23 protein-coding genes and 7 pseudogenes are annotated in these 23,077 nt (G+C 70.2%); 19 read left to right on the top strand and 11 right to left on the bottom strand.

All coding sequences use genetic code 11. The annotated features are described in order from the left end of the window. Positions 1-149: 149 nt before the first annotated feature. Positions 150-1,505: an acyltransferase family protein gene (locus OG332_RS45535; RefSeq protein WP_327418954.1), complete on the bottom strand. Its 1,356-nt coding sequence runs from the start codon at positions 1,503-1,505 to the stop codon at positions 150-152. Positions 1,506-1,766: 261 nt separating this feature from the next. Between OG332_RS45535 and OG332_RS45540 the strand changes: the two genes are divergently transcribed. Beyond that, the gene (locus tag OG332_RS45540) at positions 1,767-2,090 is read left to right on the top strand and encodes a hypothetical protein (protein WP_327418955.1); all 324 of its coding nucleotides are present in this window, start codon (positions 1,767-1,769) and stop codon (positions 2,088-2,090) included. A gap of 71 nt (positions 2,091-2,161) precedes the next feature. Here OG332_RS45540 and OG332_RS45545 read toward each other — a convergent pair. Then, positions 2,162-3,160, bottom strand: a pseudogene (locus OG332_RS45545) (DUF5937 family protein); the annotation flags it as partial. Between OG332_RS45545 and OG332_RS45550 the strand changes: the two are divergent. The 3 genes and pseudogenes from OG332_RS45550 to OG332_RS45560 all read left to right on the top strand — a co-directional run. Continuing rightward, positions 3,152-3,622 (top strand): annotated as a pseudogene (locus OG332_RS45550) (MFS transporter); the annotation flags it as partial. The pseudogenes OG332_RS45545 and OG332_RS45550 sit on opposite strands and share 9 nt — an antisense overlap. Positions 3,623-3,702: 80 nt before the next feature. Beyond that, positions 3,703-3,885 carry a VOC family protein gene (locus OG332_RS45555; protein WP_327418956.1) on the top strand — a complete coding sequence of 61 codons (183 nt, stop codon included), beginning with the start codon at positions 3,703-3,705 and terminating at the stop codon, positions 3,883-3,885. Then, a complete protein-coding gene (locus tag OG332_RS45560; protein WP_327418957.1) occupies positions 3,843-4,052 on the top strand; it encodes a hypothetical protein in 210 nt (69 codons plus the stop codon). The genes OG332_RS45555 and OG332_RS45560 overlap by 43 nt, the downstream gene beginning before the upstream one ends. 172 nt (positions 4,053-4,224) lie before the next feature. Here the strand turns inward: OG332_RS45560 and OG332_RS45565 are convergent, their stop codons facing one another. Beyond that, a complete protein-coding gene (locus tag OG332_RS45565; protein WP_327418958.1) occupies positions 4,225-4,767 on the bottom strand; it encodes an MOSC domain-containing protein in 543 nt (180 codons plus the stop codon). Positions 4,768-4,900: 133 nt separating this feature from the next. On the opposite strand from OG332_RS45565, the gene OG332_RS45570 reads away from it, so the two are divergent. The 3 genes from OG332_RS45570 to OG332_RS45580 all read left to right on the top strand — a co-directional run bounded on the left by OG332_RS45570 (position 4,901) and on the right by OG332_RS45580 (position 6,759). After that, the gene (locus OG332_RS45570; RefSeq protein WP_327418959.1) at positions 4,901-5,509 is read left to right on the top strand and encodes a hypothetical protein; all 609 of its coding nucleotides are present in this window, start codon (positions 4,901-4,903) and stop codon (positions 5,507-5,509) included. Between the two features lie 113 nt (positions 5,510-5,622). After that, on the top strand, positions 5,623-6,129 hold the full coding sequence (locus tag OG332_RS45575; protein WP_327418960.1) for an NUDIX hydrolase: 507 nt from the start codon (positions 5,623-5,625) through the stop codon (positions 6,127-6,129). 81 nt (positions 6,130-6,210) lie between these two features. Continuing rightward, positions 6,211-6,759, top strand: a complete 549-nt coding sequence (locus tag OG332_RS45580) for a GNAT family N-acetyltransferase (protein WP_327418961.1) — start codon at positions 6,211-6,213, stop codon at positions 6,757-6,759. Between the two features lie 251 nt (positions 6,760-7,010). On the opposite strand, the gene OG332_RS45585 is transcribed toward OG332_RS45580, so the two are convergent. Beyond that, positions 7,011-7,484 carry a GNAT family N-acetyltransferase gene (locus OG332_RS45585; RefSeq protein WP_327418962.1) on the bottom strand — a complete coding sequence of 158 codons (474 nt, stop codon included), beginning with the start codon at positions 7,482-7,484 and terminating at the stop codon, positions 7,011-7,013. A gap of 256 nt (positions 7,485-7,740) precedes the next feature. Then, positions 7,741-8,052 (bottom strand): annotated as a pseudogene (locus OG332_RS45590) (TetR-like C-terminal domain-containing protein); the annotation flags it as partial. Positions 8,053-8,087: 35 nt separating this feature from the next. On the opposite strand from OG332_RS45590, the gene OG332_RS45595 reads away from it, so the two are divergent. The 6 genes and pseudogenes from OG332_RS45595 to OG332_RS45620 all read left to right on the top strand — a co-directional run bounded on the left by OG332_RS45595 (position 8,088) and on the right by OG332_RS45620 (position 13,161). Next, positions 8,088-8,789, top strand: a complete 702-nt coding sequence (locus OG332_RS45595; RefSeq protein ID WP_327418963.1) for an NAD(P)-dependent oxidoreductase — start codon at positions 8,088-8,090, stop codon at positions 8,787-8,789. A gap of 183 nt (positions 8,790-8,972) precedes the next feature. Continuing rightward, a pseudogene (locus OG332_RS45600) lies at positions 8,973-9,350 on the top strand (VOC family protein); the annotation flags it as partial. A gap of 55 nt (positions 9,351-9,405) precedes the next feature. Beyond that, positions 9,406-10,615: pseudogene (locus tag OG332_RS45605) on the top strand (IS4 family transposase). Between the two features lie 702 nt (positions 10,616-11,317). Beyond that, positions 11,318-11,692: a hypothetical protein gene (locus OG332_RS45610; protein WP_327418964.1), complete on the top strand. Its 375-nt coding sequence runs from the start codon at positions 11,318-11,320 to the stop codon at positions 11,690-11,692. 189 nt (positions 11,693-11,881) lie between these two features. Further along, positions 11,882-12,241, top strand: coding sequence for an ArsR/SmtB family transcription factor (locus OG332_RS45615; RefSeq protein WP_327418965.1), 360 nt, complete (start codon positions 11,882-11,884; stop codon positions 12,239-12,241). Positions 12,242-12,534: 293 nt separating this feature from the next. Further along, complete coding sequence (locus tag OG332_RS45620) at positions 12,535-13,161, top strand: ATP-binding protein (protein ID WP_327418966.1); 627 nt, start codon at positions 12,535-12,537, stop codon at positions 13,159-13,161. Positions 13,162-13,217: 56 nt separating this feature from the next. On the opposite strand, the gene OG332_RS45625 is transcribed toward OG332_RS45620, so the two are convergent. Further along, on the bottom strand, positions 13,218-13,676 hold the full coding sequence (locus OG332_RS45625) for a hypothetical protein (RefSeq protein WP_327418967.1): 459 nt from the start codon (positions 13,674-13,676) through the stop codon (positions 13,218-13,220). A 288-nt stretch (positions 13,677-13,964) separates the two neighbouring features. Here OG332_RS45625 and OG332_RS45630 point away from each other — a divergent pair, with 288 nt between their 5' ends. The 4 genes from OG332_RS45630 (at position 13,965) to pip (ending at position 18,511) form a co-directional block, all read left to right on the top strand. Continuing rightward, the gene (locus tag OG332_RS45630) at positions 13,965-14,717 is read left to right on the top strand and encodes a multicopper oxidase domain-containing protein (protein ID WP_327418968.1); all 753 of its coding nucleotides are present in this window, start codon (positions 13,965-13,967) and stop codon (positions 14,715-14,717) included. A 146-nt stretch (positions 14,718-14,863) separates the two neighbouring features. Continuing rightward, on the top strand, positions 14,864-15,622 hold the full coding sequence (locus OG332_RS45635; protein ID WP_327418969.1) for a nucleotidyltransferase domain-containing protein: 759 nt from the start codon (positions 14,864-14,866) through the stop codon (positions 15,620-15,622). Positions 15,623-16,105: 483 nt separating this feature from the next. Further along, entirely contained in the window at positions 16,106-17,203 is a 1,098-nt protein-coding gene (locus OG332_RS45640; protein WP_327418970.1) for a MerR family transcriptional regulator, read from the top strand. A 345-nt stretch (positions 17,204-17,548) separates the two neighbouring features. After that, on the top strand, positions 17,549-18,511 hold the full coding sequence (pip, locus tag OG332_RS45645; protein ID WP_327418971.1) for a prolyl aminopeptidase: 963 nt from the start codon (positions 17,549-17,551) through the stop codon (positions 18,509-18,511). A gap of 208 nt (positions 18,512-18,719) precedes the next feature. Here the strand turns inward: pip and OG332_RS45650 are convergent, their stop codons facing one another. From OG332_RS45650 to OG332_RS45665, 4 genes are all read right to left on the bottom strand, one after another. Next, entirely contained in the window at positions 18,720-19,148 is a 429-nt protein-coding gene (locus OG332_RS45650) for a hypothetical protein (protein ID WP_327418972.1), read from the bottom strand. Then, positions 19,126-19,485 carry a hypothetical protein gene (locus tag OG332_RS45655; RefSeq protein ID WP_327418973.1) on the bottom strand — a complete coding sequence of 120 codons (360 nt, stop codon included), beginning with the start codon at positions 19,483-19,485 and terminating at the stop codon, positions 19,126-19,128. Before OG332_RS45655 ends, OG332_RS45650 begins: the two co-directional genes overlap by 23 nt. 364 nt (positions 19,486-19,849) lie before the next feature. Then, positions 19,850-20,788 carry a hypothetical protein gene (locus tag OG332_RS45660; RefSeq protein WP_327418974.1) on the bottom strand — a complete coding sequence of 313 codons (939 nt, stop codon included), beginning with the start codon at positions 20,786-20,788 and terminating at the stop codon, positions 19,850-19,852. A 52-nt stretch (positions 20,789-20,840) separates the two neighbouring features. Next, a complete protein-coding gene (locus OG332_RS45665) occupies positions 20,841-20,999 on the bottom strand; it encodes a hypothetical protein (protein WP_327418975.1) in 159 nt (52 codons plus the stop codon). A gap of 159 nt (positions 21,000-21,158) precedes the next feature. Here OG332_RS45665 and OG332_RS45670 point away from each other — a divergent pair. Both OG332_RS45670 and OG332_RS45675 read left to right on the top strand, forming a co-directional pair. Next, positions 21,159-21,853, top strand: a pseudogene (locus tag OG332_RS45670) (SDR family oxidoreductase); the annotation flags it as partial. After that, positions 21,854-22,051 (top strand): annotated as a pseudogene (locus OG332_RS45675) (hypothetical protein); the annotation flags it as partial. It lies immediately after the preceding pseudogene. Positions 22,052-22,267: 216 nt separating this feature from the next. On the opposite strand, the gene OG332_RS45680 reads toward OG332_RS45675, so the two are convergent. Further along, complete coding sequence (locus OG332_RS45680; protein WP_327418976.1) at positions 22,268-22,807, bottom strand: GNAT family N-acetyltransferase; 540 nt, start codon at positions 22,805-22,807, stop codon at positions 22,268-22,270. Positions 22,808-23,077 lie beyond the last annotated feature (270 nt).

Below are 23,077 nucleotides of genomic sequence, written 5' to 3' on the forward strand. Positions count from 1 at the left end.
CCGGGTCTCCCGGACGCCGCCGATCACATCCCGTGGATCCAGGTCCGCAGCATGACGTTCGGGTAACCGTCCCGGATCCCCGGTCCGGTCCCCGTCACTGCCGGCGCGCCCGCCGGCACGTCTTCCGCGTGCTCGCTACAGGTCCGCCCTCAGCGATTCCGGGACGTACCGGACAGGACCGTGGCGGCCTGGGCAGGGGCCGCAGGCGTGACGGGCGCCGTGGGGACGCTCCGTGGCCAGCGGCGATCCGCCGCCTTCTGTACGCGTCGGCCGACGCGCTGCATCGGCATCTCGACCAGGCGGTACATCAGGTAGCTGACGGCCAGTACGACGCCGAGGAAGATCGCCGTCCAGGCGAACCGGCCGAGCGTCGAGGACGGCTGCGGCGGAACGCCCACCAGCGGTTCGACGGTGCGCAGCAGCGGGATGTGCAGCAGGTACACCGAGAAGCTGATCGCGCCGAGCCAGGTCAGCGCCTTCGGGAAGCGGCGCCCCCGCAGGAGGAAGCCGATGCCGAAGAGCACCCACGCGGCGAGGTAGGCGACCGACCAGGCCTTCCACCCGGCGGACCAGGTCCGCTCCAGGGCCTCGCCGTGGTTGTACAGCCAGCCGACCAGAACACCCGCGACGACGACGAAACCGCACGAGAGCAGGGCCGGGACCCGGGCGAGCTGTCCGTGCTGAGCCCGGTACACGACGGTTCCGGCGAACATCGTCGCGAAGATCATCCAAGTCTCGAAGGCGGGGGCCCGACTGTTCAGGGTGACCAGGACCAGGCCGACCCCGGCGAGCAGCAGGGCGCCCGTCCCCGTCAGCATGCGCTTGCCGCTGAGCACGCAGGCGAGGCCCACGAGCACGATCGGCGTCACGATCAGCAGCAGCTGCCGGGTCGAGCCGATCTCCGCGCTCACGAGCTGGGTGCCGACGGCCGTACCGATCGCCAGGGCGACGCCGGCCAGGGCCACCGCGATCGGACCGCTGTGCCGGTGCAGACCACGGGTGAACAGGGCGGTGACGAAGAAGTAGAAGACCATCTCGTAGCAGAGCGTCCAGGTGACGTTCATGCCGTTGATGACGCCGAGCAGGTCCTGGAGCATCAGGCCGTTCGCGACCAGCGAGGCCAGGTCGTCGCCGGTGCGCAGCAGCGCGACCGAGCCGTCCCCGGCCGGCAGCATCATGATCGAGAGGACGAAGGCGGCGATCAGGGCCGGGTAGATCCGGAAGATCCGGCCGATCCAGAAGCCGCGTACGTCGCCCCGTCGCTCCAGCGAGGCCGGGATGATGTAGCCGCTGACGATGAAGAAGAGCATGACGCCGAACAGGCCCATGTCGAAGTTGCGCCAGATCACGCCCCCGAAGGGCAGCATCCTCAGCACGTCGAAGTGGTGCAGTGCCACGATCAGAGCCGCTATGCCGCGGAGTGCGTCCAGCCAGCCGAGCCGGGCACCGGGTGCGGCGGCCGGTGGGGCGGCCGTCCGCTGGGTGCGTGGGGGTATGAGATTCACGCAGGGACGATATCCGAAGCTCGTCGGCCGCCGTCACGCACCGGCCGGGTCCGGCGGCGCGACCCGGTACCCGGTGCCCGGTCGCACCCGGGGAGGGCCGGGGTGACGATGGAAAGGCGGCCCTCGCCCCTCGTTCTCGGCTCGGCCCGGGCATCCGGTGAGGAGAGGGCCCCCTCGCGGCCGCGGCCAGGCGCGCCGGTCAAGCGGCCCGCGGCCCGCGGCTTCCCGAATCGTCCCGATAATGAAGGCTGAGGAAGTCTCATGAACCTGCGCACACGCCTTCTCGTCCTCACCCCCCTCGCGGCCGCCTCACTCGTCGCCGCCCCCACCGCCCTCGCCGCGGTCCCCGTGTCCGCGCCGGCTGCCGTACCGGCCGCGACCTGTTCGGTTTCCGGCGTGCTCGAGAACGGCAAGGTGCACCTCTCCGGCGGTGGCTTCACTCCGGGCCCTGCCTACGTGTACGGGTCGGCCGGCTTCGGTGGGACCGTCGAGATCGCCGAGAACGGCGGCTTCCAGGTCATGAACGTGGCGCCCGGACAGTACAGCGTCCGGCAGGGCGGCGAACTGACCCAGTGCAGCAGCTGACTCACCGCTCCGGCCAACGCCCCCCGGCCGCCACGGCGGCGGTCGCCCGTGCTCCGGCGGGCCGAGGCCACTCAGCGCAGTACGGCCGCCAGCAGGTCGGTGCCCAGCGCCGTCAGATCGGGAAGATTAAGGGTGTAGCGGACATAGCGGCCGTGTCGCCGGGCCGTGAGCAGGCCCGCGCGGCGCAGGGCGGCGAGGTGGCGGGAGACCTCCGGGGGCGACAGTTCCCAGGTGTGGGCCAGCTCACCGGTGGTGTGCGGGCCGCGGGCCAGGGTGCGCAGCAGCCGCAGCCGTACCGGATGTGCGAGCGCCTCCAGCCGGAGCGTGACCGTCTCCAGTGACACCGGCTCTGACGGACCCGGCCCGGCCACGGGGTACTGCACGACCGGCTGCCATCCGGGTGCGTGGACCGCGACCAGGTGCGGGCGGCCGAAGACACTGGGGATGAAGGTCACCCCGGCGCCGTGGGCTGCGGTCGTCTTGTCCTGCAGTTTGTCCACGATGATGCAGTCGCCGTCCGGTGCCAGGGTGACCGCGCCGGACACCGATGCGAGCGCCGCCCCTATGCCCTGGCGCTTCAGCAGCTCGTTCTTCAGTCGCAGGTCGGTGGCGAGCTGCACGGCGACGCCCGCCCAGGCGGCGTCGAAGAATGCCTCGGCGCACTGTTCGAGGGTGTCGCGCACGCGGGCCCGTACGGCGGCGGGGTCCGCGAGCAGCCGTTCCGCGAACGCCTCTTGCCGTGCGCCGCGGGCCTGGGCCAGGTCCAGGGCCCGCTCGCGCGCAGTCGCGTCGGTGAGCGGCGACGGCGCGGCGAGGCGGACGCGATGGCTGCCGCACGTGGTGACCAGCGCGGCGGTCACGTACGTCTCGTCGTCGATCCGGTCCACCTCGTCCAACTCCTCCGCGAGGGTCGGCCGAGGTCGGGCGGGTATCAGGAAGTCGGCCTGGGAGGAACGCCAGAGGAACTCGGCCTCCCGCAACCGCTCGGCCAGCTCCGGCCGCAGCCCCGCCCAGACCTCCCCGGCCCAGTCGGCGAACTGCGGATGATGCCCCGGTTCGGCAACACGGTGCTGGTGGTCACCCTGCAGGTTCCGGTCACCGTCCTGATGTCCCGCTTCTCCCGGCGGACCGTGCTGGCCCTCGCCGGCGTCGTACTCGCGGCGTCCTACCTCGGATTCCTCGCGGCCACCTCACTGGGACACGGCTGGGGTGCCCCCGCCGTCGCCGCGGTGTCCGTGGTCTGCACCATCGGCGAGATCATCTATGCCGGCAGCGCCACGGCGCTCGTCACCGTCCTCGCCCCGGCCCACGTCCTGGGACGCACCCTCGCCCGCTTCGAGCTCTCCACGGGCTTCGGCCTCGCCGTCTCCCCGGCGGTCATCACCGCTCTCGCCCCCCACGGCCCGGCCGCCCTCTGGGGCAGCCTCGCCACCGCAACGCTCCTCTCGGCCGGCGCCGTTGCCGCCGAAAAGGACCGACCCGGTGAAGGGCTGTCCGTTGTCATGCAACTCAATCGTCGTGTCATCGAATGAGTCGAAGGCCTTCTTGGACCTGAGCGTGCCAGGATGCCGGAGGCACGACCGCCAGCACGTCGACGGGGCAGGAGCCAGCCATGATCAGCGGTGCACATGTCATCCTCTACAGCCCGGACGCCGAGGCGGACCGCGCCTTTCTCCGCGACGTCCTCGGCTTTCCCGGCGTCGACGCGGGCGGCGGCTGGCTCATCTTCAAGCTGCCCCCGCCGAGGTGGCCGTGCACCCGACCGACGGTCCACCGCAGCACGAGTTCTTCCTGATGTGCGACGACCTTGATGCCCAGCTCGGCGAGTTCCGCGCGCAGGGTGTCGAGATCACCCGTCCGGTCAGCGAGCAGCGCTGGGGCAAACTGACTGCGATCCGGCTCCCCAGCGGTGCCGAACTCCCGCTGTACGAAGCGCTGCACCCCATCGCCCACAGTCTGTGACCCCACAGCACTCAGCTCAGAGTGATGAATCTCGGGGCGGCCGCGGAGCGCCGGCGGCGTCGTCGAAGCCGCACGGCAGACCAGTACGGGGTACGGACAGCCCCCAACGGGCTCACCCACGAATGGTGGTGGGGCCGGGTCGACCCCGTCAGCGGTTCTGCATCGAGAGTCGTCAGACCCGCTCCAGGGCCCGGTGCGGCCCGCTGGGAAGCTCGGCTCTGATCGTGCCGCCCGGGCGCACCGCGCCGCCCTTCTTCACGATGGTCATGATTCCGGCCTTGCGCACGATGTTCCCGGCCTCGTCGCGGCCGACGACCTGCTTCAGCAGTCCGTCCTGGAAGTTGTCTATCTGCAGGCACGGATTGCGCAGGCCGGTCACCTCCAGCACTGCGTCGTCGCCGATGTGCAACAGCGTGCCGACCGGCAGGCCGAGCAGATCGATCCCGCGGGTGGTGATGTTCTCGCCGAGGTCACCCGGCACCACCTCGAATCCCTCTGCACCGACCTCGGCGAAGAGCTCTTCATGGATGAGGTGGACCTGGCGCCGGTTCGGCTGGGTGGGGTCCTGCGCGACGCGCGACCGGTGCTTGACCGTCACGCCGGCATGCACGTCGCCCTCCACGCCGAGGCCGGGGAGCAGCGTGATGCTGTCCCGGTTCGGCTTGGTGAACGAGTACTCGCCGTTGCTGCTGACTGCCGTCACTACTCCGTACATCCTCGGAGCCCCCTCCTCAGTGGCGATGGTCAGCCACGACCCTAACCCTCGGACCTCAGGGCGAAGCTACTCAGGCGCGTTTGAGTACGCCCGCTCATGATCCGCACGCCCGCCGCTCCCTACCGTGACCTGTATGGACACGAACCCGACCCCCACCGACACCCCGACTGCGGACACGCCGCGGTGGTTCAACGGCTGCGCGATCGCCGTCGTCGTCCTCATCGTCCTGGTGGGTCTGGGAGCTTGGGCACTGGCCGAGTTCGAGAAGGGCTTCGACGGCTACGGCCAGCTGGAACAGAGCGGACCTTCCGGATACGTGGCAGACCCCCTCGGCCCCGGCGCGATCGCCCGGTACGAGGACGGCCTGAAGGTAACCGTCAGCCGACCGCGCGCAGAGACCGACGGTACCTACAGCCTCACCGTGACCTACGAGAACGACACTGACGAAAAGCTCCGCCCCGGCGGGGAGTCGTTCGATGCAAGCGTGTCGGAATCCGGCTCCGCACCACTGGTCGTCCGCGCGGGCAAGTCGCTCGACGACTACGCCTCCGGGTACAGCCTGACCTGGCTGAACTGGCGGGAGTCCGCCGCCGCCCTCCTGCCGCCCCTGGGCACGGACGAGAAGCGCACCGTTCCGGTCCGTATCAAGCCGAGCAGCAAGGGGATCCCCGTCACCGTGGAAGTGGACCCGCCGACCGCAGGCTTCCGGGAAACGGCGTACTTCCAGCTCACTCTGGACTGACTGACTGACTGACTGACTGGTCGGACAGGGGCATCCCCGTCCAGCACAGGCTCCCCGTCGGCTCCGGCCAATGCGCCGGGACGGTGATCAGATACGCCGTTACATTGGGGCCCATGGCAACAGACCAGCACCCGGATGTCGTCGTCGGCAGCGGTGTCGACATACCCGTCCCCGCGGAAGGCGAGCTGTGGGCCGTGGGCGCGGTGATTCTCGACCGGCACGGCCGGGCCTTCGCCCAGAAGCGCAGCCCGGACCGACGACTCTTCCCGGACTGCTGGGACATCGTGGGCGGACACGTCGAGCCCGGTGAGACCCTGCTGGACGCACTCGCACGGGAGGTCGGAGAAGAGACGGGTTGGCGTCTGCGCCGGGTGCGCCGCCTGCTCGGCCTCACCACTTGGACCGGCGACGACGGCCACGGGGTACGTCATGAGGCCGACTACCTCGTCGAAGTCGACGGCGACCTGGACCACCCCGCCCTGGAATGGTCCAAGCACACCGCATACGACTGGTTCGGCCCCGAAGAGCTGCCCCGCCTCAAAGAGAACCGCGCGCCCGGGGAGTTCCTCATCCACGATCTGGTCGTCGCGGCGCTGCAAGACCGCCCGGGCACGCTCTAGACGGCCGCCCGGGGGAGCTGCGTGCGCTCAACCAGACCCTCTTGTGGATCATTCTTGCGGGCGTGGGATACGTTGCCCACCATGACTGGACTCGAACACGTTTCCTGGCCACCTGCCCCGATAAGGACCGAACGGCTCGTGCTCCGCGAGTCCGAGGCCCGAGACCGTGCGGCGTTCATCGAGCTGTTCTCATCGCCAGAGGTGGGCACCTACGTCGGCGGCCCGCGACCGCGTGATGAGCTGGAACGCGCGGTGCCCGCGGTTCCCGGGCGGCGCCCTGGCTTCTTCGTGATCGATCTCGGCGGAGCGATGATCGGCATGATCACGCTCGATCGGCGCGATGCAGAGCGTCCGGGTCACGTGCGTCCGGATGGCGGGGAGGCCGAGCTCGGTTACATGTTCCTGCCGGAGGCGTGGGGATGCGGGTACGCCGCCGAGGCGTGTGCGGCGGCGCTCGACTGGTTCGCCGCCGCGCTTCCGGGCGAGCCGGTGGTGCTCTGCACCCAGAACGCCAACGACCGCGCCATGCGCCTCGCGGCGAAGCTGGGGTTCACCGAGGTGGAGCGGTTCGAGGAGTACGGCGCCGAGCAGTGGTTCGGCGTGTGGTCCTCGGTCACGTCGTCCGGTTGAGTCAGGTCCTTGCTTGCGGGGCGTGTGGCTGACCAGAGGAAGATGCCTGCGAGGGGGAGTGCGGCGACGTAGGTGGTGGCGGTCTTGTCGTGGCGGGCGACCCGGTCCGCAGGCGGAAAGCCGGGTGCGTATCCGGCGTGGCCTGCGGTGAGGTGGGAGGGCTTTGCGCAGGCGGTGCGGTACTTGAGCGGGGTCGCGTCGATCACCTGCCGGTGGTCGCGCGACCGCCCCCTGCTTCTGAGTCCGTCCCCTCAGGTGTCGAGTGGAAGTTCCAACAGCTCCTCCGGGGGCTGGAATCCGCAGCGCCGGTAGAGCGGCGTGCTGCGCTCTGACGGCCAGACGATCAAGCCCTCGAGGCCGGCGCCGCGTGCATGCTGCTGCAGTGCCTCGAGGAGTGCCGAGCCGGCTCCGTTGTTCCGTCGTGACGACAGGACGAAGAAGTTCGTGACATACCCGACCGGGTTGTTGTCCTCGTAGGGCTCCGGCATCCGCTCCACCAGGCAGAGGAAGACGTGACCGCAGATTTCACCTTCGGTTTCCGCGACCCAGGCCAGCCAATGCCCACCGCTGAGCCGGTCGTGGATCCAGCGCTCGGCTTCTTCCAGTTGCCCAGCAGGCGCCGGTGGTTGCCCTTCGTGGTCCTCCCGCTTGAAGGCCCAACGCAGTTCGGCCAAGGTCCGGGCATCGGCGGGTCGGGCCGGACGCACGATGAAATCTGTGGTCATGGAGCCGAGCCTGGCTCCTGCGGGACGGCGAGGCAATCTGGTTTCCGCGCCGTCACCGCCGGTGAGACCCTCTCCCCCTCACCGACGGGGGGGCGTCCCCGCGTGCGCGGGGGAGCAAGCACGCTGCCTCCGGCCGCGCCAGGGGCGGCAGGTGTTCAACCCTGCGCGTGCCGGGTGGTGGGATCGACGCCTCCTTGGAGTCGTTCGCGCCCGCCGGAGCGAGTCAGCGGCGTGGTCGGCCGCTGGTGCAGGGCCGTCAGCTCTGCGGTGTGAGGCCCAAGGACCGGACGAGCTGGGCCAGTTCTTCGTGAAAGAGCTTCTCCGGGTTGGGGGCCTGGGTCTGCAGGTGGCCGTAGATCTCCAGTGACACCAGGCCGTGCAGATGGCTCCAGATGCGCAGGGCGAGCGCCACTGCGGCCGGGGGCAGGCCGGGGAAGGCCGGCCGGACCTTGTCCAGCAGGCCGGGGTCGAAGTCGGACCACTCGAAGTCGCTGTCCGCGTAATGGGGTTCGGCGTGCGGCCAGGCCGCGGCCGCGAGCGCGGTGATGCCGGTGCATACACGATGGGCGGCAGGGCGGCGTGACCAGCGACCAGGGGAGAGCCATGCATATCGGAGTCATCGGGGCCACGGGTGGCATCGGCAGTCGCGTCGTCACCGAAGCCCTCGACCGGGGGCACCACGTCACGGCCTTCAGCCGCGACGCCACGCGGGTCGACGAGGACCGGAGCAACGTCGTCTGGAAGAGCGTCGACGTCCTCGACGCCGTCGCCGTCGCCGCCGTCATACCCGGCCTCGACGTACTGATCAGCGGATTCCAGCCCGGCAACGCAGCCAGAGACATCGCCGACACCGTGGCCCTCTCGATCGCAGATCCCACGGTGTACGCCACTGCGGCGCGCGCACTCCTGAAGGCGCTGGAGAGCCACCCGCGGACCCGGCTCATCGTCATCGGAGGCGCCGGCAGCCTGGAGATCGAGCCCGGAGTCGTCCGGGCCGACTCCGACGAACTGCTGCACGAGGCCCTCGACGCGATCGGCCTGCCGAGGGAGTACTCCGCCGCGGTGCGCGGACACCGGGACGCCCTGAACGTCCTGCGCACCTCCAACCGGCTGTGGACGTATTTCAGCCCTGCGGAGGACATCGCGCCCGGTGAACGTACGGGCCGGTACCGGATCGGCGGCGATCAGCCGGTCCTCGACGCGGACGGGCGCAGCCGCATCTCCATGGAAGACGCCGCCGTCGCCCTCGTCGACGAGGCAGAGCTGCCGCGCTTCGTCCAACGCCGCTTCACCATCGGCTACTGACCGACACCGACGGACCAAGCCCGCATCTGCCGGACGGCCCTGACAGTGCGTCGCCGCTCGGGCGGGACCGGAAGCCCGCGGAGCGGCGGGGTCATCCCGCGACTGGCCAAGGCCGTGGGCGATACGTCCGTGTCGGCGGTGCGTCGGCTGCCGCCGTGCCGTCAGGCGTTCTAGCGTGATCGCATGGAACAGCGCATCACCCTGGTCACTCTGGGGGTTACCGACCTCGCACGCTCCAAGGGCTTCTACGAGGCCCTGGGCTGGCGGGGACAGGAGGTCGAGGCGACGGTCTTCTTCCAGGCCGGCGGGCTCGGGCTGGTGCTGTGGGATCGCGACAAACTGGCCCGCGACTGCGGCGTGGAGCCTGGACCGGTCGGCGGGTTCGGCGGGATCGCCCTGGCCCACAACGTCCGCTCCGAGGCCGAGGTGGACGCGCTGCTCGCCGCAGTGCAACGGGCAGGCGGCAGCGTCACCAAGCCCGCGGCCGTCAATGCGATCGGGTTCTATTCCAGTGCTTTCGTGGATCCGGACGGCCATTCCTGGGAAGTCGCCTATAACCCCAATACCAGTGACTTAAGGATCTCGGCTGGTAGGGTGTTGGCCAGGAGGTGTCTGGATGCCACGCCCTGGACAGGTCAAGCCGGAGACGGACGAGCGGTTGTCGGATCGGATCGCGATCGGACTGCTGACGCGGACGTTCCCGCCGGAGCTGGTGGACCGGGTCGTGGAGGAATCCGGGAAGGCCGGGCAGCGCAACCGGCTGCTGCCTCCACGGGTGGTCGTCTACTTCGTGCTGGCGATGTGCTTGTTCTCCGGTCAGGGCTACGAAGAGGTCGCACGGCTGCTCACTCAGGGTCTGGCCTGGGCCAAGCACTGGTCGGGTTCGTGGCAGGTGCCTACGCCCGGTGCGGTTTCCCGGGCCCGGGCCAGGCTCGGGCCCGAGCCGCTCAAGGCTCTCTTCGAGCAGTCCGCCGGGCCTGTGGCGACCGAGTCCACTCCCGGTGCGTGGTACGGGTGTTGGCGTCTGATGGCGGTCGACGGGACCACGTTCGACGTGCCGGACAGTGAGGAGAACGACGCCCGGTTCGGTCGTCCCGCCACCCACCGGGGCGAGCGGACCGCGTTCCCGCAGGTGCGGGTGGTGGCGCTGGCGGAGTGCGGCACGCACGCCATCACCCGCGCGGCTCTGGGGCCGTTCACCACCGCGGAGTCCGTGATCGCGCGGGAGCTGTTCGACGCCCTTGGACCGGATGACCTGCTGATGGCCGACCGGGGCTTCGCCGGGCTGGAGCAGTGGCGAGCGGCATCGGCCGAGCGGTGCGGACCTGCTCTGGCGCATCAAGTCCAACGCCGTCCTGCCCGTGCGGCGCGAGCTCCCCGACGGGTCCTACCTCTCCGACATCGTGGCGGCCAAGGACCACCGCAAACGCACCGATCCCACCGTGGTGCGGGTCATCGAGTACACCCTGGACGACCCCGGACGCCCGCAGCACGACGCCCCGTACCGGCTGATCACCACCATCCTCGACCACGAAGCCGCACCCGCGGCGGAGTTGGCGGCCCTCTACAACGAGCGATGGGAGATCGAGACCACACTGGACGAGCTGAAGACCCACCAACGCGGCCCCGCCCAGGTCCTGCGCTCCCGATCGCCCGACGGCGTCGAACAGGAGGTCTGGGCCCACCTCCTCGTCCATCACGCGATCCGCCAGCTCATGCACACCGCCGCCCGGGACACCGACACCGATACCGACCGGCTTTCCTTCACCCGCACCCTCCGCCTCGCCCTACGCCAGGTCACCGCGCAGGCGGCCTTTTCCCCCTGACCGCCTGGCCACAGCCCTCACCGACGGGATACGAGAGATAGCCCGTCACCTCCTGCCACCGCGACGACAGCGGTCGAACGCCCGCGTCGTCAAACGCAAGATGTCCAACTTCGGCGTCAAGCGCACCGCACACCGGCTCTGGCCACAGCCGACACTCGACCCAGCCCGAGCCGTGGCCATCGCCCCACACCACAAAACGGCCCCGACCAACCCACCGAAGACCCCAGGCACCCCGGACCCTTAAATCACTGGTATTGGCCCTAACCCGGGATTTCCCCTTGCCGCAGACGGCTCGCTCACCCTGCCCGATTTCGGCGGTGAGAAGGACTGATCGGGGCGCGACGCAGACGGTGAACGGCATGGGCGTCTTCAGGCCGGTCGCAACCCGAGGGTGAAAGCGGCTACCGCCGAGCGATCGGGTGCTGCGGGCCCGGGGCCGCTCACGCCGCTGGCCTATGCGTCCGCGCCCTCGCGGCTGGGGATATTCGGATTGATTTGTCTTGATTAGTCCACCTTTCCCTCGGGCCGTAGGCCGTAGGCCGACGTCGCGGTGGCGCATCTTAGGGCCTGGGGGATCGTTTTCCGCCGAATATTTGATGTTCCCTGCCCTCTTGGTGGCCAGTGGGTAGCGTCTGCCGTCATCCCCTCGGCCGGAGTTGTGAAGCCGGCCGAGGTCGTCGAGAGCCGAGGGAGCGAGTACTGATGGTGAGTGTGGAGACGTCTCTGAAGGAGGCGATGACCTCGATCGAGGGGAGCGTGGGGGCCGCGCTGGTCGACTACACGAGTGGCATGGCCCTCGGAATGCTGGGCGGAGGAAAAGACCTCGACCTCACGGTGGCCGCAGCCGGGAACACCGATGTGATCCGGGCCAAGATCCGCACCATGGAGATGCTGGGTATCAGTGGGGAGATCGAGGACGTTCTGATCACCCTCGGCAGCCAGTACCACCTCATCCGGCTGCTCAAGGGGCGCGGGGGTAACGGCCTGTTCCTCTACATCGTCCTGGACAAGGGCAGGGCGAACCTGGCCATGGCCAGGCACCAGCTCAAGCGCATCGAGGCGGATCTGGAGTTGTAACCGCGCTCCTGCTTCCAGGCTCCGCATGCCCACGAGTTGAAAAACTCTTCAACTCGGCACATCTGAATGTGATCAGCCAGGGGCGAGCCGGAGCCAGGAGGCGGGAGGATGGCTGGAGCCAGGCATCGAGGATCTGGCAGGCCTGGCTGCCAGCTCATGAAAGTCGAACCCGGGTGGGAGTGTTGTCGCATGCAGGTGCCGCTGTACCAGGCCAAGGCGGAGTTCTTCCGCATGCTCGGGCATCCCGTCCGCATCCGCGTACTGGAACTGCTCCAGAACGGCCCCGTACCCGTACGTGAACTGCTGAACGAGATCGAGATCGAACCGTCCAACCTCTCCCAACAGCTCGCGGTGCTGCGCCGATCCGGCATCGTGGTCTCCATCCGTGACGGCTCCACCGTCAACTACGCCCTCGCCGGCGGCGACGTGGCGGAACTCCTGCGGGCCGCACGACGCATCCTCACCGAACTGCTGGCAGGACAGAGCGAGCTGCTCGCTGAACTTCGACACGCCGACTCGTCCGTGCACACGAGTCCGCCCACGCTGTGACGGCCAGGCCCTCGGCCGGCCGCCTTCGGAGGGAGGAGGCCAAGCCGATCGGCCCTACGGGCTGTTGACCGAGGGCCGAACGTTCTCAAGGGCATCGACCGCGCCTCCGGCGGCCGGAACGAAGCGGTGAAGGGCGCTCTGGGCGGGGTCCGGCGGCGGGATGCGGGACGGCCGCGTGACGGCCCCGCAGAACGCCGTCAAGGGACACCGGCCTTGCCGTGCGGCACGGATTCCGTGACGTCGGCCAGGGAGACGGTCTCAAGGCCGTCATCACCAGGCGGGATACTTGCCTGATGGACGCATCGAGGACTTCCTGGATCAACACGACGCATGATTGGTCCGGCCTTGTTGATGCCGATCATCTGACGCATATCCGGCAGAGGCCTGCGGAGTTCGCTCCGGACGGACCTTGGCACCTCGTCCTTGAGGTGCTTGCCTATGCCGCCGATGAAGTGTCGAGCAAGGGCGGGGGAATCTGCGTCGTCGTTCTCCATCCCGACGGTTCCCTGGCCGTCCGGGATGACGGACGGGGCACCGACACCCGCGTGGACGAGCACGGCCGGAGCGTGAAGAAGCCGGTCATGGCTACGAAGGATCTCCGGTTCTTCGATTCCCCGCAGGTCGAGGCGCTGCTGGACGGCCATCCTCGGCGCGGCATGTCAGTGGTTGCGGCGCTGAGCGAGTGGCTCGCCCATACCAATCGCCGCCTGGACGGGTCCTGGACCCAGCGCTACGAACATGGCGTGCCCGTCACTGATCTCGAACCCATCGAGGTCGACGGCACGACCGGGACGCTGGTCCATTTCAAACCGGACGGGTCGTTGGGTTCGGTCACCGTTCCGGCGGCCGACGACCTGCCGCGCTTGGCCACGGTCTGGCCGCATCTGAAGGTCCAGGTCGATGACCGGCGCAATGACTGACGGACTTGGGGACGGCGACCGGTCTCTCGTCGCAAGGATCAAGCTCGCGCGAAGGACTACGCCCTCCTGGGATGGCCTTGTGCAGGGCGTGTGCGCAGTGCATCCGCCCGACGATCGGCGGCTTCGGTGCACCATGTGATGACGCGATCGGTGAGGGCGGCGATCGAGTAATTGATTTTGGTGTGGACGCCTTCGGGTCCGACGAACAGAGCCTTGAAGGGCCACGGCCCCTCCAAGTGACCCACGTGTTCCTCGGTGTCGTCGGTCAGGATCGCCGTGTGTCCGGCGTCCAGGGTGACGACCCAGTAGGCGCCGCCGTCCTCAAGGTCTTCGAACACCTGTATTCGGGCTGCGTCGATACCCGCCCCCAGGAGTGCTCTGAGCACTCCGTAGCGATGGGGAGCGTCCCGGGGATCCTGCCTCTCCCACCACGTCACCTTGGTCGCGGCGGACGGCACTTGCGCCGGCCGGGTGAGCTCTCCTTCGGGGCGGTCGGCGGCGTCTTCTGCGTTCATGTGGAGGGCCCCTTCGTAACGGTCGTACCGGGGCCCACAACCTTGCCGCACGGATCCCCTGCTCCACCATCGTCCAGCCGGTCCGGTCCGGACCGGACCGTTCGTTTCCACGTGGCACGGAGTTCCGATCCGTTGAGGGCCTTTCGCACCCAGCAGTGCCCTGGGATCCGGACCCGCATCCGGGCCTGCGCCCCTGAACCGGCTTGGGGGTGGTGTGGGGGGCGGCCCGGGGTTGGTCCCCGATGTGGCGCGTGAGCGCCGTCCATAGTGTCATGACCATGTCGAAAAATGGGAACGACGGGACCGGCGGCAAGCCTCGGATGCCGCGTTGGAAGCGCGGACGGCGGCCTCCTCGAAGCCCCGTACACGACCAGTCGCCTGCGCCTGTCGCCAGGGGAGCGCGCGGAGATCGTCCTACGGATGCAGCCGGGCGAACAGAGCGTCCTGCGCTCCTACCCCCTGGACGCCGGCCTGGACTTCTGGAACCAGCGCTTCGGGGGCGGAGACGACTCGTTCGACGTGATGCAGCTGCGTGCGGCGCCCACCCTGAGGCCGTCGGCGGAGTTGCCGGGGGCACTGGTGGGATCGGTGCTCCCCACCGGTGAGGACTCGGCCCGCAGCCGCTTCTTCGAGCTCGAGATGTCCGGCATCAACGGCCGGAAGATGGACATGTCCCGGGTGGACGAGACGGTCACCCGCGGGACGGCCGAGACCTGGACCCTCCGCAACAACGACGGGATGCCGCACAACTTCCACGTCCACGACGTCCAGTTCCGCATCCTCGACATCAACGGCGCAGCCCCGCCGCCGCCGCTGCGCGGGCCGAAGGACACCGTCTTCATCCCGTCCGGTTCGACGGTCCGCATCGCACTGCGCTTCGACGGCCCCGCGGACCCGGATACCCCGTACATGTACCACTGCCACCTGCTGTACCACGAGGACAGGGGCATGATGGGTCAGTTCGTGGTGGTCGACCCAGGCCGGCCGGCGGCCGCCCCGAAGCCCCCGCCCACATCCAACTCACACCAGCAGTACAACTAGGCCGTCTCCTTCGGACCAGGGCGGATCGGCCCGCGGCGCGTCGGTGCCGTGCATCGCGGGCCCGGCACGATCCGGGAGGCAGGCCTGGCACGGGCGGGTGGGAAACTCCTCGCGCCGGCGATGGTGCGCGTGCCAGTCTGGCGATCATGAGCAGTGACCCTGATGACCTGACCCACGCCATCGACCGGGCGCGGCGCCTCGCCGCCGAGTCCTTCCCCGAGGCCCTGAGCGTGGTCCTCGCAGGCTCCACCGCATCCGGCCGTGCCACCACCACCAGCGACCTGGACATCGCGGTCCTGATCGAGGAGGGCGGAGGGACCCGCCGGGAGACTCTCCGCTTCGAGGGCCGGCTGGTCGAGCTGTTCGTCCACACCCGGGCCGGCCTCGACGAGCTCTTCGCCGCCGACGCAGCCTCCCGCCGCGGCGTCATGCAGCGCATGTACGCAGACGGCCTGGTCCTTTCCGAGCGCGACGGAGCGGCCGCCTCCCTCAAGCGGCACGCCGAGGACGCGCTCCGTGAGGGCCCTGGCGCCCTGGCCCCCGCCACGGTCGAAAGCCAGCGCTACGGGCTCACCGATGCGCTGGACGACCTCGCCGACGCCACAGACGTCGTCGAGCGCCTCGCCGTGGCCGGCGTCGTCCTCAACACCGCCGCCGACCTCCTCTTCGACCACCGCCGGGCCTGGACGGGCGGCGGCAAGTGGCTGCCCCGCCGCCTGCTGCAGGCCGACCCCCAGCACGGCGGAGCTCTCCTCGACGGCTACCGCCGCCTCTGCGAGAACGGAGAACCGGAGGACCTCGCCGCCGCCGCTGGGGCGATCCTCACCCTCGCCGGCGGTCCGCTCCGCGAGGGCTACGCCCGAACCTGGCGCGCCGCCGCCGAGACCCGACCCGGACACACGTAGGCCGGAAGTGCGCTCCGCCCGGGCACGAAGCCGCGGTCACGGCTGCCGGCGGGGGGCCTCGTCGTCCGGCGTGTCCGGGCTCGCGAAGTGAAAGGGGACGGAGAGGCGGGCCGCCAGATCTCCACCGTGACGGTGGGCGCAGCTTCTGACGACCGACGTAGTCAACCGCCCGGAGGCCCCGGCAGCCGGCGTCGATCATGCCGACCGGGCCTCGGCCGCCGCCCGCACCGCGGCCCGGCAGGGAGGTGACCGCCCCGGCGGATCCCGCAGCGCCCGCCGCGTCCGCACCTCGCGGAAGCCGGGCGGCCGCGAACGCATGGGCCTCGCCGCCCTCCGTGCCGACCCGGTCGCCGACCGCGCTCCGGCCGGCAGGAGTCGCCTCGGACCGCTGCTGCGCGTTCGGCTCTTGCCGACCTGAGTGAGGCTCTTGACCCTCACGCGGCGTCAGGCTGCATAGTCGGTGCCGTGGAGGATCACTGGACCGTGGGACGCGTGGCAGAGCTGGCCGGCGTGAGCGTCCGCACGCTGCATCACTATGACGAGATCGGGCTCGTTCGGCCGTCGGCGCGGACCGCGGCCGGGTACCGGGCCTATTCGGCGGGCGACGTGGAGCGGCTGCGGGAGGTGCTTGCCTATCGGCGGTTGGGCTTCGGGCTGAGGGAGGTTGCCGAACTGGTCGGCGATCCGTCCACCGACGCCGTCGCGCACCTGCGCCGGCTGCGCGGCCTGCTGCTGGAGCGGCGTGATCGCGCTGATGCCATGGTGACGGCCATCGACAGGGAACTCGAGGCACGGGCGAAGGGACTGAGGGTGACACCGGAGGAGCAGCTGGAGATGCTCGGTGCACGGCTGTACGACGCGATCGGCGGCGCCTACACCGCGACACGGCGTACCGAACCGCGGATCGCCGCGCAGATCTGGGACGCGCTCGGGGACGCGCAGACGGTGCTGAACGTCGGGGCCGGCACCGGCTCCTACGAGCCTGCTGATCGCGACGTGACCGCGGTGGAGCCATCGGCGGTGATGCGGGGGCAGCGGCCTGCCGGCTCGGCGCCGTGCGTGGCCGCCGCCGCGGAGAGCCTGCCGTTCGAGGACCGCTCCTTCGACGTCGCGATGGCCGTCTCCACCGTTCACCACTGGGGGGACCCGCTAGCGGGGCTGCGCGAGATGCGGCGCGTGGCCCGCCGCGTGGTGGTGCTCACGTTCGACACCGACGAGCCCGGCTGGCAGGACCGGTTCTGGCTTACCCGCGACTACCTGCCCGAGTTCGCCGCCGTCCTCGCAGGATTTCCCCCGCTTGCCGGGATGGCCGACGCGATCGGCGCCCGCGCTGAGCCGGTGCCCATCCCGTGGGACTGCGCTGACGGCCTGTTCGAGGCGTACTGGCGCCGACCGGGGGCGTATCTGGAGGATCACGTGCGCCGTGCGATGTCGGTGTGGACGAGGGTCGGGCCGGAGGCCGAGCAGCGGGCGGTACGAAGCCTCGGCGACGACCTCGAGTCCGGCCGGTGGGCCGAGCGCAACAGCGACCTCGCCGACCTCGACGCGGCAGATCTCGGCCTCCGCCTGCTCATGGCTTGAACGGCGCCGCATCGTCGGTGACATGGCGGCTCCTGGACGGCCCGCCGGCCAGGTGCGGCGCTGAGCGGGCAGGGCGCTGTCGACAACCGGACCGGCGGCGCGATCCGGCAGGCCCGGGGCCGATCGCCCGCCAGCTCCGCCGGTCACTGATCTTTCGGGACCCCTCGCGGTGCGTTGCGTTGGTGGGGGTGCGTTGCGGCCGTCCACGCCCGGCTCAGAATCGTCTGTCGAGAGCGTCAGCACTCCGATCGTGCAGGTTCCGGCATCGCCGAACCGTGTCACCTCGGCCATGTTGTCTACTACAAGGCCTTGTTCCTGTTCCATTTGGTTCTCAGGAGGTCTGCAATGGGCGAGCTGTACCCGCCGGTCGAGCCGTACGAGAAGGGGATGCTCGACGTTGGTGATGGCAACCTCGTGTACTGGGAGGTCTGCGGCAACCCGGACGGCAGGCCCGCACTCGTCGTCCACGGCGGGCCGGGATCAGGATGCGGGACCGGGGCACGCCAGTACTTCGACCCGGACCGGTACCGGGTGGTCCTGTTCGACCAGCGCGGCTGTGGCCGCAGCACCCCCCACGCAAGCGAGCCCACGACCGACATGCGGCACAACACCACCCGGCACCTGATCGCGGACATGGAGCGGCTGCGGGAGCACCTGGGTATCGACGGCTGGCTGCTGTACGGCGGCTCGTGGGGCTCCACGCTGATCCTGGCCTACGCCGAGACGTACCCGGAGCGGGTGTCGCAGATCGTCATCTCCGCCGTCACCACCACCCGGCGCTCCGAGATCGACTGGCTCTACCGCGGGGCGGGCCGGTTCTTCCCCGAGCAGTGGGAACGCTTCCTCGAAGGAGCCGGCGGCACACCGCGGGACGGTGACATCGTCGCGGCCTACGCACGCCTGATGGAACATCCGGACCCCGCGGTACGGGAGAAGGCCACGGCCGACTGGTGCGCCTGGGAGGACGCGGTCTTGTCCGGGGAAACGAACGGCACCTCCAACCCCTACGGCGACCGCCCGCCCACCGCGCAACTGGCCCTGGTCCGCATCTGCTCCCACTACTTCTCCCACGGCGCCTGGCTTGAAGAAGGCACGCTCCTGCACGAGGCGCACCGCCTGGCCGGCATCCCGGGCGTACTGGTCCACGGCAGACTCGACCTGGCCGGCCCGCTCGACACCGCATGGGAACTCGCCCGTGCATGGCCGGACGCCGAGCTGACCATCGTCGGCAACGCCGGCCATCTGGGCAGCGGCACAACCCGCGCCCATGTACTCGAGGCACTCGACCGATTCGCCCGCCAGGAATGAGACCGGGCCGCCCGGCAAGCGAGGCACCGGCCGGCGCGCCGCCCCGGCCCGGGCGGGTTGGGTCCAGCGTGAGCGGGGCGTCGCCCGGCATGAAGGCGTCGAGGGCGTCGAAGGCGTCCTGGTTCACGAGGTGTTCCCGTGTCGGTGGGGGTGGGACGCGGACGGCCCGCCCCTGGGTTGAGGGACGGGCCCCATGGTGCAGGAGGGGTCAGGAGGACTGAGGCGGCTTCGTGGCGCCGGGCACCGGTTCGACGAACTTCGGGTTGTCCTGCCAGGCGGGTTCCATGGGCTGGATGTCGACCACGGTCACGCCGGTACCGGGCCGCTGCTCGCCGATCAGTTCGCCGCGGTGCTGGATGACGAACGGGACGGCGAGGGGTTCGCCGTAGACGGCGTCGTTGACGTAGACGTCCTCGGTGTATTCGTAGCGTGCTGAGGACCAGCACCCTTCGCATCCGGCTTCGGGCTTGCCCTCGTACGTCCACCGCAGGGTGACGCGATAGGTGATGGGGTCGTTGCTGTCGGACGCGGAGGTGAAGACCAGCTTGCCACGGCCGGTGCGGTGGTCGGTGGCGCACAGGTTGACGGTGACGGTGCCGTACCCGGGGACGCTCTCAGGGGTGGGGAGCTGGGGCACGGTGCGCGGGCAGCCGGGCGCGGGGGTGGCGGTCCCGCCGCCGGTGGGGCGGGGGCTCGGGTCGGTGCCTCCGCCTCCCGGCTGGCCGGTGGGGGGTGTTGCCGGGTTGCGGGGCGGTGGTGGGGCTTGGGGCGACGGTGGGACCCGGGGTGGGGGTGCCCGACGGCATGACCGTGGGGCGGGCGGTCGGCGATGCGGACCTGGTGGGCTGGGTGCTGGGGGTGGGGGTGGGGGTGGGGCTGGGGGTGTCGTCGGCGTTGACGGGCCCGGCGAATAAGGCGAGGACGGCAGCCGCGCAGGTGGCGACGGCGGCGGCCGGTATCAGCTTGCGGTTCACGGTTTCCATTCGGGTTGGGATTGCCCCCGCCCCGTGCGGGGCGGGGGAAGTCTGGTGAGAACGCGGGAGCGGCGCCGCTCCGGTCGCGGCGGCCGGCTCGCGGCCGCCGGGCGTGGTGTGACCGAGCGTTCGCGCGGTTGATCCGGAGTCACCGGCAGGGCAGGTCTCGCCGAACAGCGCGATGAACCGGGGAGCGGGGGCGAGCGCGCTGCAGGTCGTGGGTCTGAGGTCGCCGGATCGCGGGGTGTGCGGGCGGCGCCGAGCGGTCAAGGCCGGGCCTGGAGCAGGACCGTGCGGACGTTCTGCAGGCGGCTGTCGCGTCCGTGCCGTCGTTCTGGGCGAGCGGCATGGTGCCGGGGCCGTCCTACCAGGGGGTGCTGGTCCGGAAGTCCTTCACCGGCGGGACGCTCCACCGGGACGGGTCCGGCATCTTGGTGTTGCCCCGCAGGGCGGCGAACGGCGCGTCCATCACCGCGGCCGCAGCGACCAGGCCGAGCAGGGCGCTGACGCCACCCGACACGACGTCCAACAGTACGGGGAGCAGCGCGGCCACCGCCACGGCGAGCCTCAGCAGCGTCCGGCCGTGAACGGCCGGACGGAAGTACGGCCTGGGGCGTACCGGCCGGGCCCACAGCCCGGGGGTGGTGGTGCGCAGGTTCGCCGGGTTGGTCAGGTAGCGATCGGTGTAGTCGAGTGCCGCGTAGCCCCACACCATCTCGCCGGTGTCGGCGACCACGGCCACCGGGTAGGCCGGGTGACCGCGCCGTCTGGCCACCGCCAGGACGGGTTCCCACCGCTCCGGCCAGAGTATCCAGACGTGCCCCCCGGCGAACCGGGGGCCGAAGACGGCAAGCTGCTTACGGGCGTTGTCCGGGCCGACCAGGCCCCGGAGCAGCCCGTGGACGCCGTACCACTTGCCTTCGGCGTCCCGGACCTTCAGGTGCTGGGCGTGCTCCAGCGGCGGAGCGACGAGCGCGTTGCTGTCCTCGGGCACGAACCGGTGCCACTCGGCGCCCGTGCACTCGAAGCGGACGGCCACCACCCGGCCCGCCTCCGCGTCCTGGGCCAGCAGCCGGTGCGGCGCGGGCAGTCGTCGGACCAGCAGGTGCCAGACCGCCTGCGAGGCGACCGCCGCGATCCAGGCGACCAGCGGCAGGGAACCCAGCACGACGACGGCGGGGTGGACTTCGAGGTGGGCGGCGTAACGGAAGGCGGCCAGGGGTGCGATCGCGACCAGCAGCATGCCCGCCGTCAGATACCAATCGACCGGGTTGCGGGGCAGTACGGAAGGCAGCGCCTCCATGGGCAGGGGGGGGCGGGCGCCGGCGGTCCGAGCGGCGCGCTCTGATGGGTCATCAGGGCCCACGCCCCGATGCACACCGCCCCACGGCGAACGCGGCCAGGACGTCCCAGCGGGCGCCGTCGGCCCGGTCGTGGACCAAGCAGAGGACGACGGCGACTGCGGCGCAGCCGAGCGAGGCGGCGCGCAGGCATTCGGTGACGGTGTGTCTCACGGGAGTCCTGGGAGTCGGCTTGACAGGGACGAGATACCAAGATCCGAAGATCGGCTCAACGTACCCAGACCGGTCGGGCGGCCGGATGGTTGTATTCCCGGGGCCGGGGGGACGGACATTCACGTGCCGTGTGAACGGCGGCCCGCCAGGATGAGGAGCATGACGGGTGAGACGCGGGCAGGAAGTCGACAGGACGAGGCGGCGGGCCGCCCGCTCGCCTTGGCCACGGGGGCAGGACGTACGGCGGGGATCGCGGCGTCCGTGGTACTGGATCTGGCCCGGGCCGGGTGGGACGTGGCCTTCACGTACTGGACTCCGTATGACGCGCGGATGGAGTGGGGCATGGAGACGGGTGCGCCCGAGGAACTGCAGGGGAAAGTGGCGTCCCTCGGGGCCAGAACACCTGCGGTCGAGGCGGACCTGAGTGACACGGCCGTGCCGGCCCGGCTCTTCGACAGCGTCGAGCGTGAGCCGGGGAACGTCACCGCGCTGGTGCTCTGCCATTGCGAGTCGGTCGACTCGGGCTTGTTGGACACCACGGTGGAGAGCTTCGACCTTCACTTCGCGGTCAATGCGCGGGCAACCTGGCTGCTGATCCGCGAATACGGGCTGCGGTTCCGGGGGCGGCACGGCAGCGGGCGGATCGTCAGCCTGACCAGCGACCACACCGCGGGCAACCTGCCCTACGGAGCAAGTAGGGGGCGATGGACCGGATCGCGCTGGCCGCCGCCCGTGAGCTCGCCCACCTGGGCGTGACCTGCAACGCGGTCAATCCCGGACCGACCGACACCGGGTGGATGACCGAGGAGCAGAAGGCGGACGTGATCCGCTGCACGCCCCTGGGACGCCTCGGCGCCCGTGAGCGGCTGACCGGTCGGGAACGGGGCCCGGAGCTGGAGCACGAACTGGAGAGCAGCGCCCGTAAGGCGCGGATTCTGGATGAGCAGACACCCCTGGACACGGTGCGAGTGGCGACCGACGGACGTTCCGTGGTCGACATAGCGCGCGAAGTGGTGGGCGCCACCGGCTGGCTGCCCACCACCTCCGCTTAGGTTCCTCGCTGCTCAGTGCCGGGTCCAGACGCGGAGGGCCAAGGGGCGGGCGTGGCTTTCGCCGGCAAGGTGGATCTTCGTGATCAGGCGGCCGCGGGAGCGTTCGAGTCCGCGACCGTCGGGTTCGGCTTGGCCTGGCGCCACCTGGAACGCATCGTTCTGGCCGTGGGGCGGGCGATCTCGGCCGAGTGCGCTGAAACGCCGCAGCGGAGAACGTCAGGTCCTGGCGCTACGGGCGAGACGGTACAGCACGTTCGAACGCAGTGGTCCTTCGGGCGCGGTGGGGTCGTCGAAGTCGTCTGCCGGGTCCCGCGTCATTCCGATGCGGCGCATCACTGCCTGTGAGCGGACGTTGGTGGCCGTTGTCACGGCAAGGATCTCGGGCAGTTCAAGAGTGTCGAAGCCGTAGGCCAGGACTGCCAGCGCAGCCTCGGAGGCGTAGCCCTGGCCCCAGGCCGAGCGGGCGAGCCTCCAGCCGATCTCCACTCCCGTGAACGGCATGCCGTCATCCACCTGATCCAAGCCCGCGAAGCCGATGAACTCACCCGTGGCCTGCACCTCAACCGCCCACCACCCGTAGCCTCGCCGGTCGAACTCGGCCTGGAAACGTGCCACGGAGGCATCGCTCTGTTCGCGGGTCAGCAGGTCGCCCAAATGCTCCCGAACCTCGGGATCGGCATTCATCGCCGCCCACGGTTCAAGGTCGGAGTCATGCCATCGACGGACGGTGAGGCGATCGGTACGCAGTTCAGCCATGCTGCCCAGCCAACGCGAGCGCCGGCCTCAAGGCAATTCCTTTTCTTGCGGCACCGCGACGCTGAGCAACGTGTACGTGGCTTCCGCCCATCGGGCGCGCGGCGACCCTCCCGAGGGGAGCCGGGAGGGCGACGGCCCGGGATGGTCCGGAGCCACACCATATGCGCGGGGCCGGACAGGCCGATAGGCATATGACAGGGGAGATTCCGGATGTAGCCGGTGACACAAGGCGCCGCAGGGTGGGGGCGGGCCTACGGGGACCGCGAGCCA

The sequence above is a fragment of the Streptomyces sp. NBC_01233 genome (assembly GCF_035989305.1).
Lineage (GTDB): Bacteria > Actinomycetota > Actinomycetes > Streptomycetales > Streptomycetaceae > Streptomyces.

What these genes read in the sequence shown, in the direction of transcription:
- OG332_RS45660 (WP_327418974.1), bottom strand. Translation starts at nt 20,788, where the DNA reads ATGGAGGCGCTGCCTTCCGTACTGCCCCGCAACCCGGTCGATTGGTAT.
- OG332_RS45620 (WP_327418966.1), top strand. Translation starts at nt 12,535, where the DNA reads ATGGACGCATCGAGGACTTCCTGGATCAACACGACGCATGATTGGTCC.
- OG332_RS45570 (WP_327418959.1), top strand. Translation starts at nt 4,901, where the DNA reads ATGGACACGAACCCGACCCCCACCGACACCCCGACTGCGGACACGCCG.
- OG332_RS45610 (WP_327418964.1), top strand. Translation starts at nt 11,318, where the DNA reads ATGGTGAGTGTGGAGACGTCTCTGAAGGAGGCGATGACCTCGATCGAG.
- OG332_RS45575 (WP_327418960.1), top strand. Translation starts at nt 5,623, where the DNA reads ATGGCAACAGACCAGCACCCGGATGTCGTCGTCGGCAGCGGTGTCGAC.
- OG332_RS45680 (WP_327418976.1), bottom strand. Translation starts at nt 22,807, where the DNA reads ATGGCTGAACTGCGTACCGATCGCCTCACCGTCCGTCGATGGCATGAC.
- OG332_RS45555 (WP_327418956.1), top strand. Translation starts at nt 3,703, where the DNA reads ATGATCAGCGGTGCACATGTCATCCTCTACAGCCCGGACGCCGAGGCG.
- OG332_RS45630 (WP_327418968.1), top strand. Translation starts at nt 13,965, where the DNA reads ATGGGAACGACGGGACCGGCGGCAAGCCTCGGATGCCGCGTTGGAAGC.
- pip (WP_327418971.1), top strand. Translation starts at nt 17,549, where the DNA reads ATGGGCGAGCTGTACCCGCCGGTCGAGCCGTACGAGAAGGGGATGCTC.
- OG332_RS45540 (WP_327418955.1), top strand. Translation starts at nt 1,767, where the DNA reads ATGAACCTGCGCACACGCCTTCTCGTCCTCACCCCCCTCGCGGCCGCC.
- OG332_RS45565 (WP_327418958.1), bottom strand. Translation starts at nt 4,767, where the DNA reads ATGTACGGAGTAGTGACGGCAGTCAGCAGCAACGGCGAGTACTCGTTC.
- OG332_RS45595 (WP_327418963.1), top strand. Translation starts at nt 8,088, where the DNA reads ATGCATATCGGAGTCATCGGGGCCACGGGTGGCATCGGCAGTCGCGTC.
- OG332_RS45635 (WP_327418969.1), top strand. Translation starts at nt 14,864, where the DNA reads ATGAGCAGTGACCCTGATGACCTGACCCACGCCATCGACCGGGCGCGG.
- OG332_RS45585 (WP_327418962.1), bottom strand. Translation starts at nt 7,484, where the DNA reads ATGACCACAGATTTCATCGTGCGTCCGGCCCGACCCGCCGATGCCCGG.
- OG332_RS45615 (WP_327418965.1), top strand. Translation starts at nt 11,882, where the DNA reads ATGCAGGTGCCGCTGTACCAGGCCAAGGCGGAGTTCTTCCGCATGCTC.
- OG332_RS45625 (WP_327418967.1), bottom strand. Translation starts at nt 13,676, where the DNA reads ATGAACGCAGAAGACGCCGCCGACCGCCCCGAAGGAGAGCTCACCCGG.
- OG332_RS45580 (WP_327418961.1), top strand. Translation starts at nt 6,211, where the DNA reads ATGACTGGACTCGAACACGTTTCCTGGCCACCTGCCCCGATAAGGACC.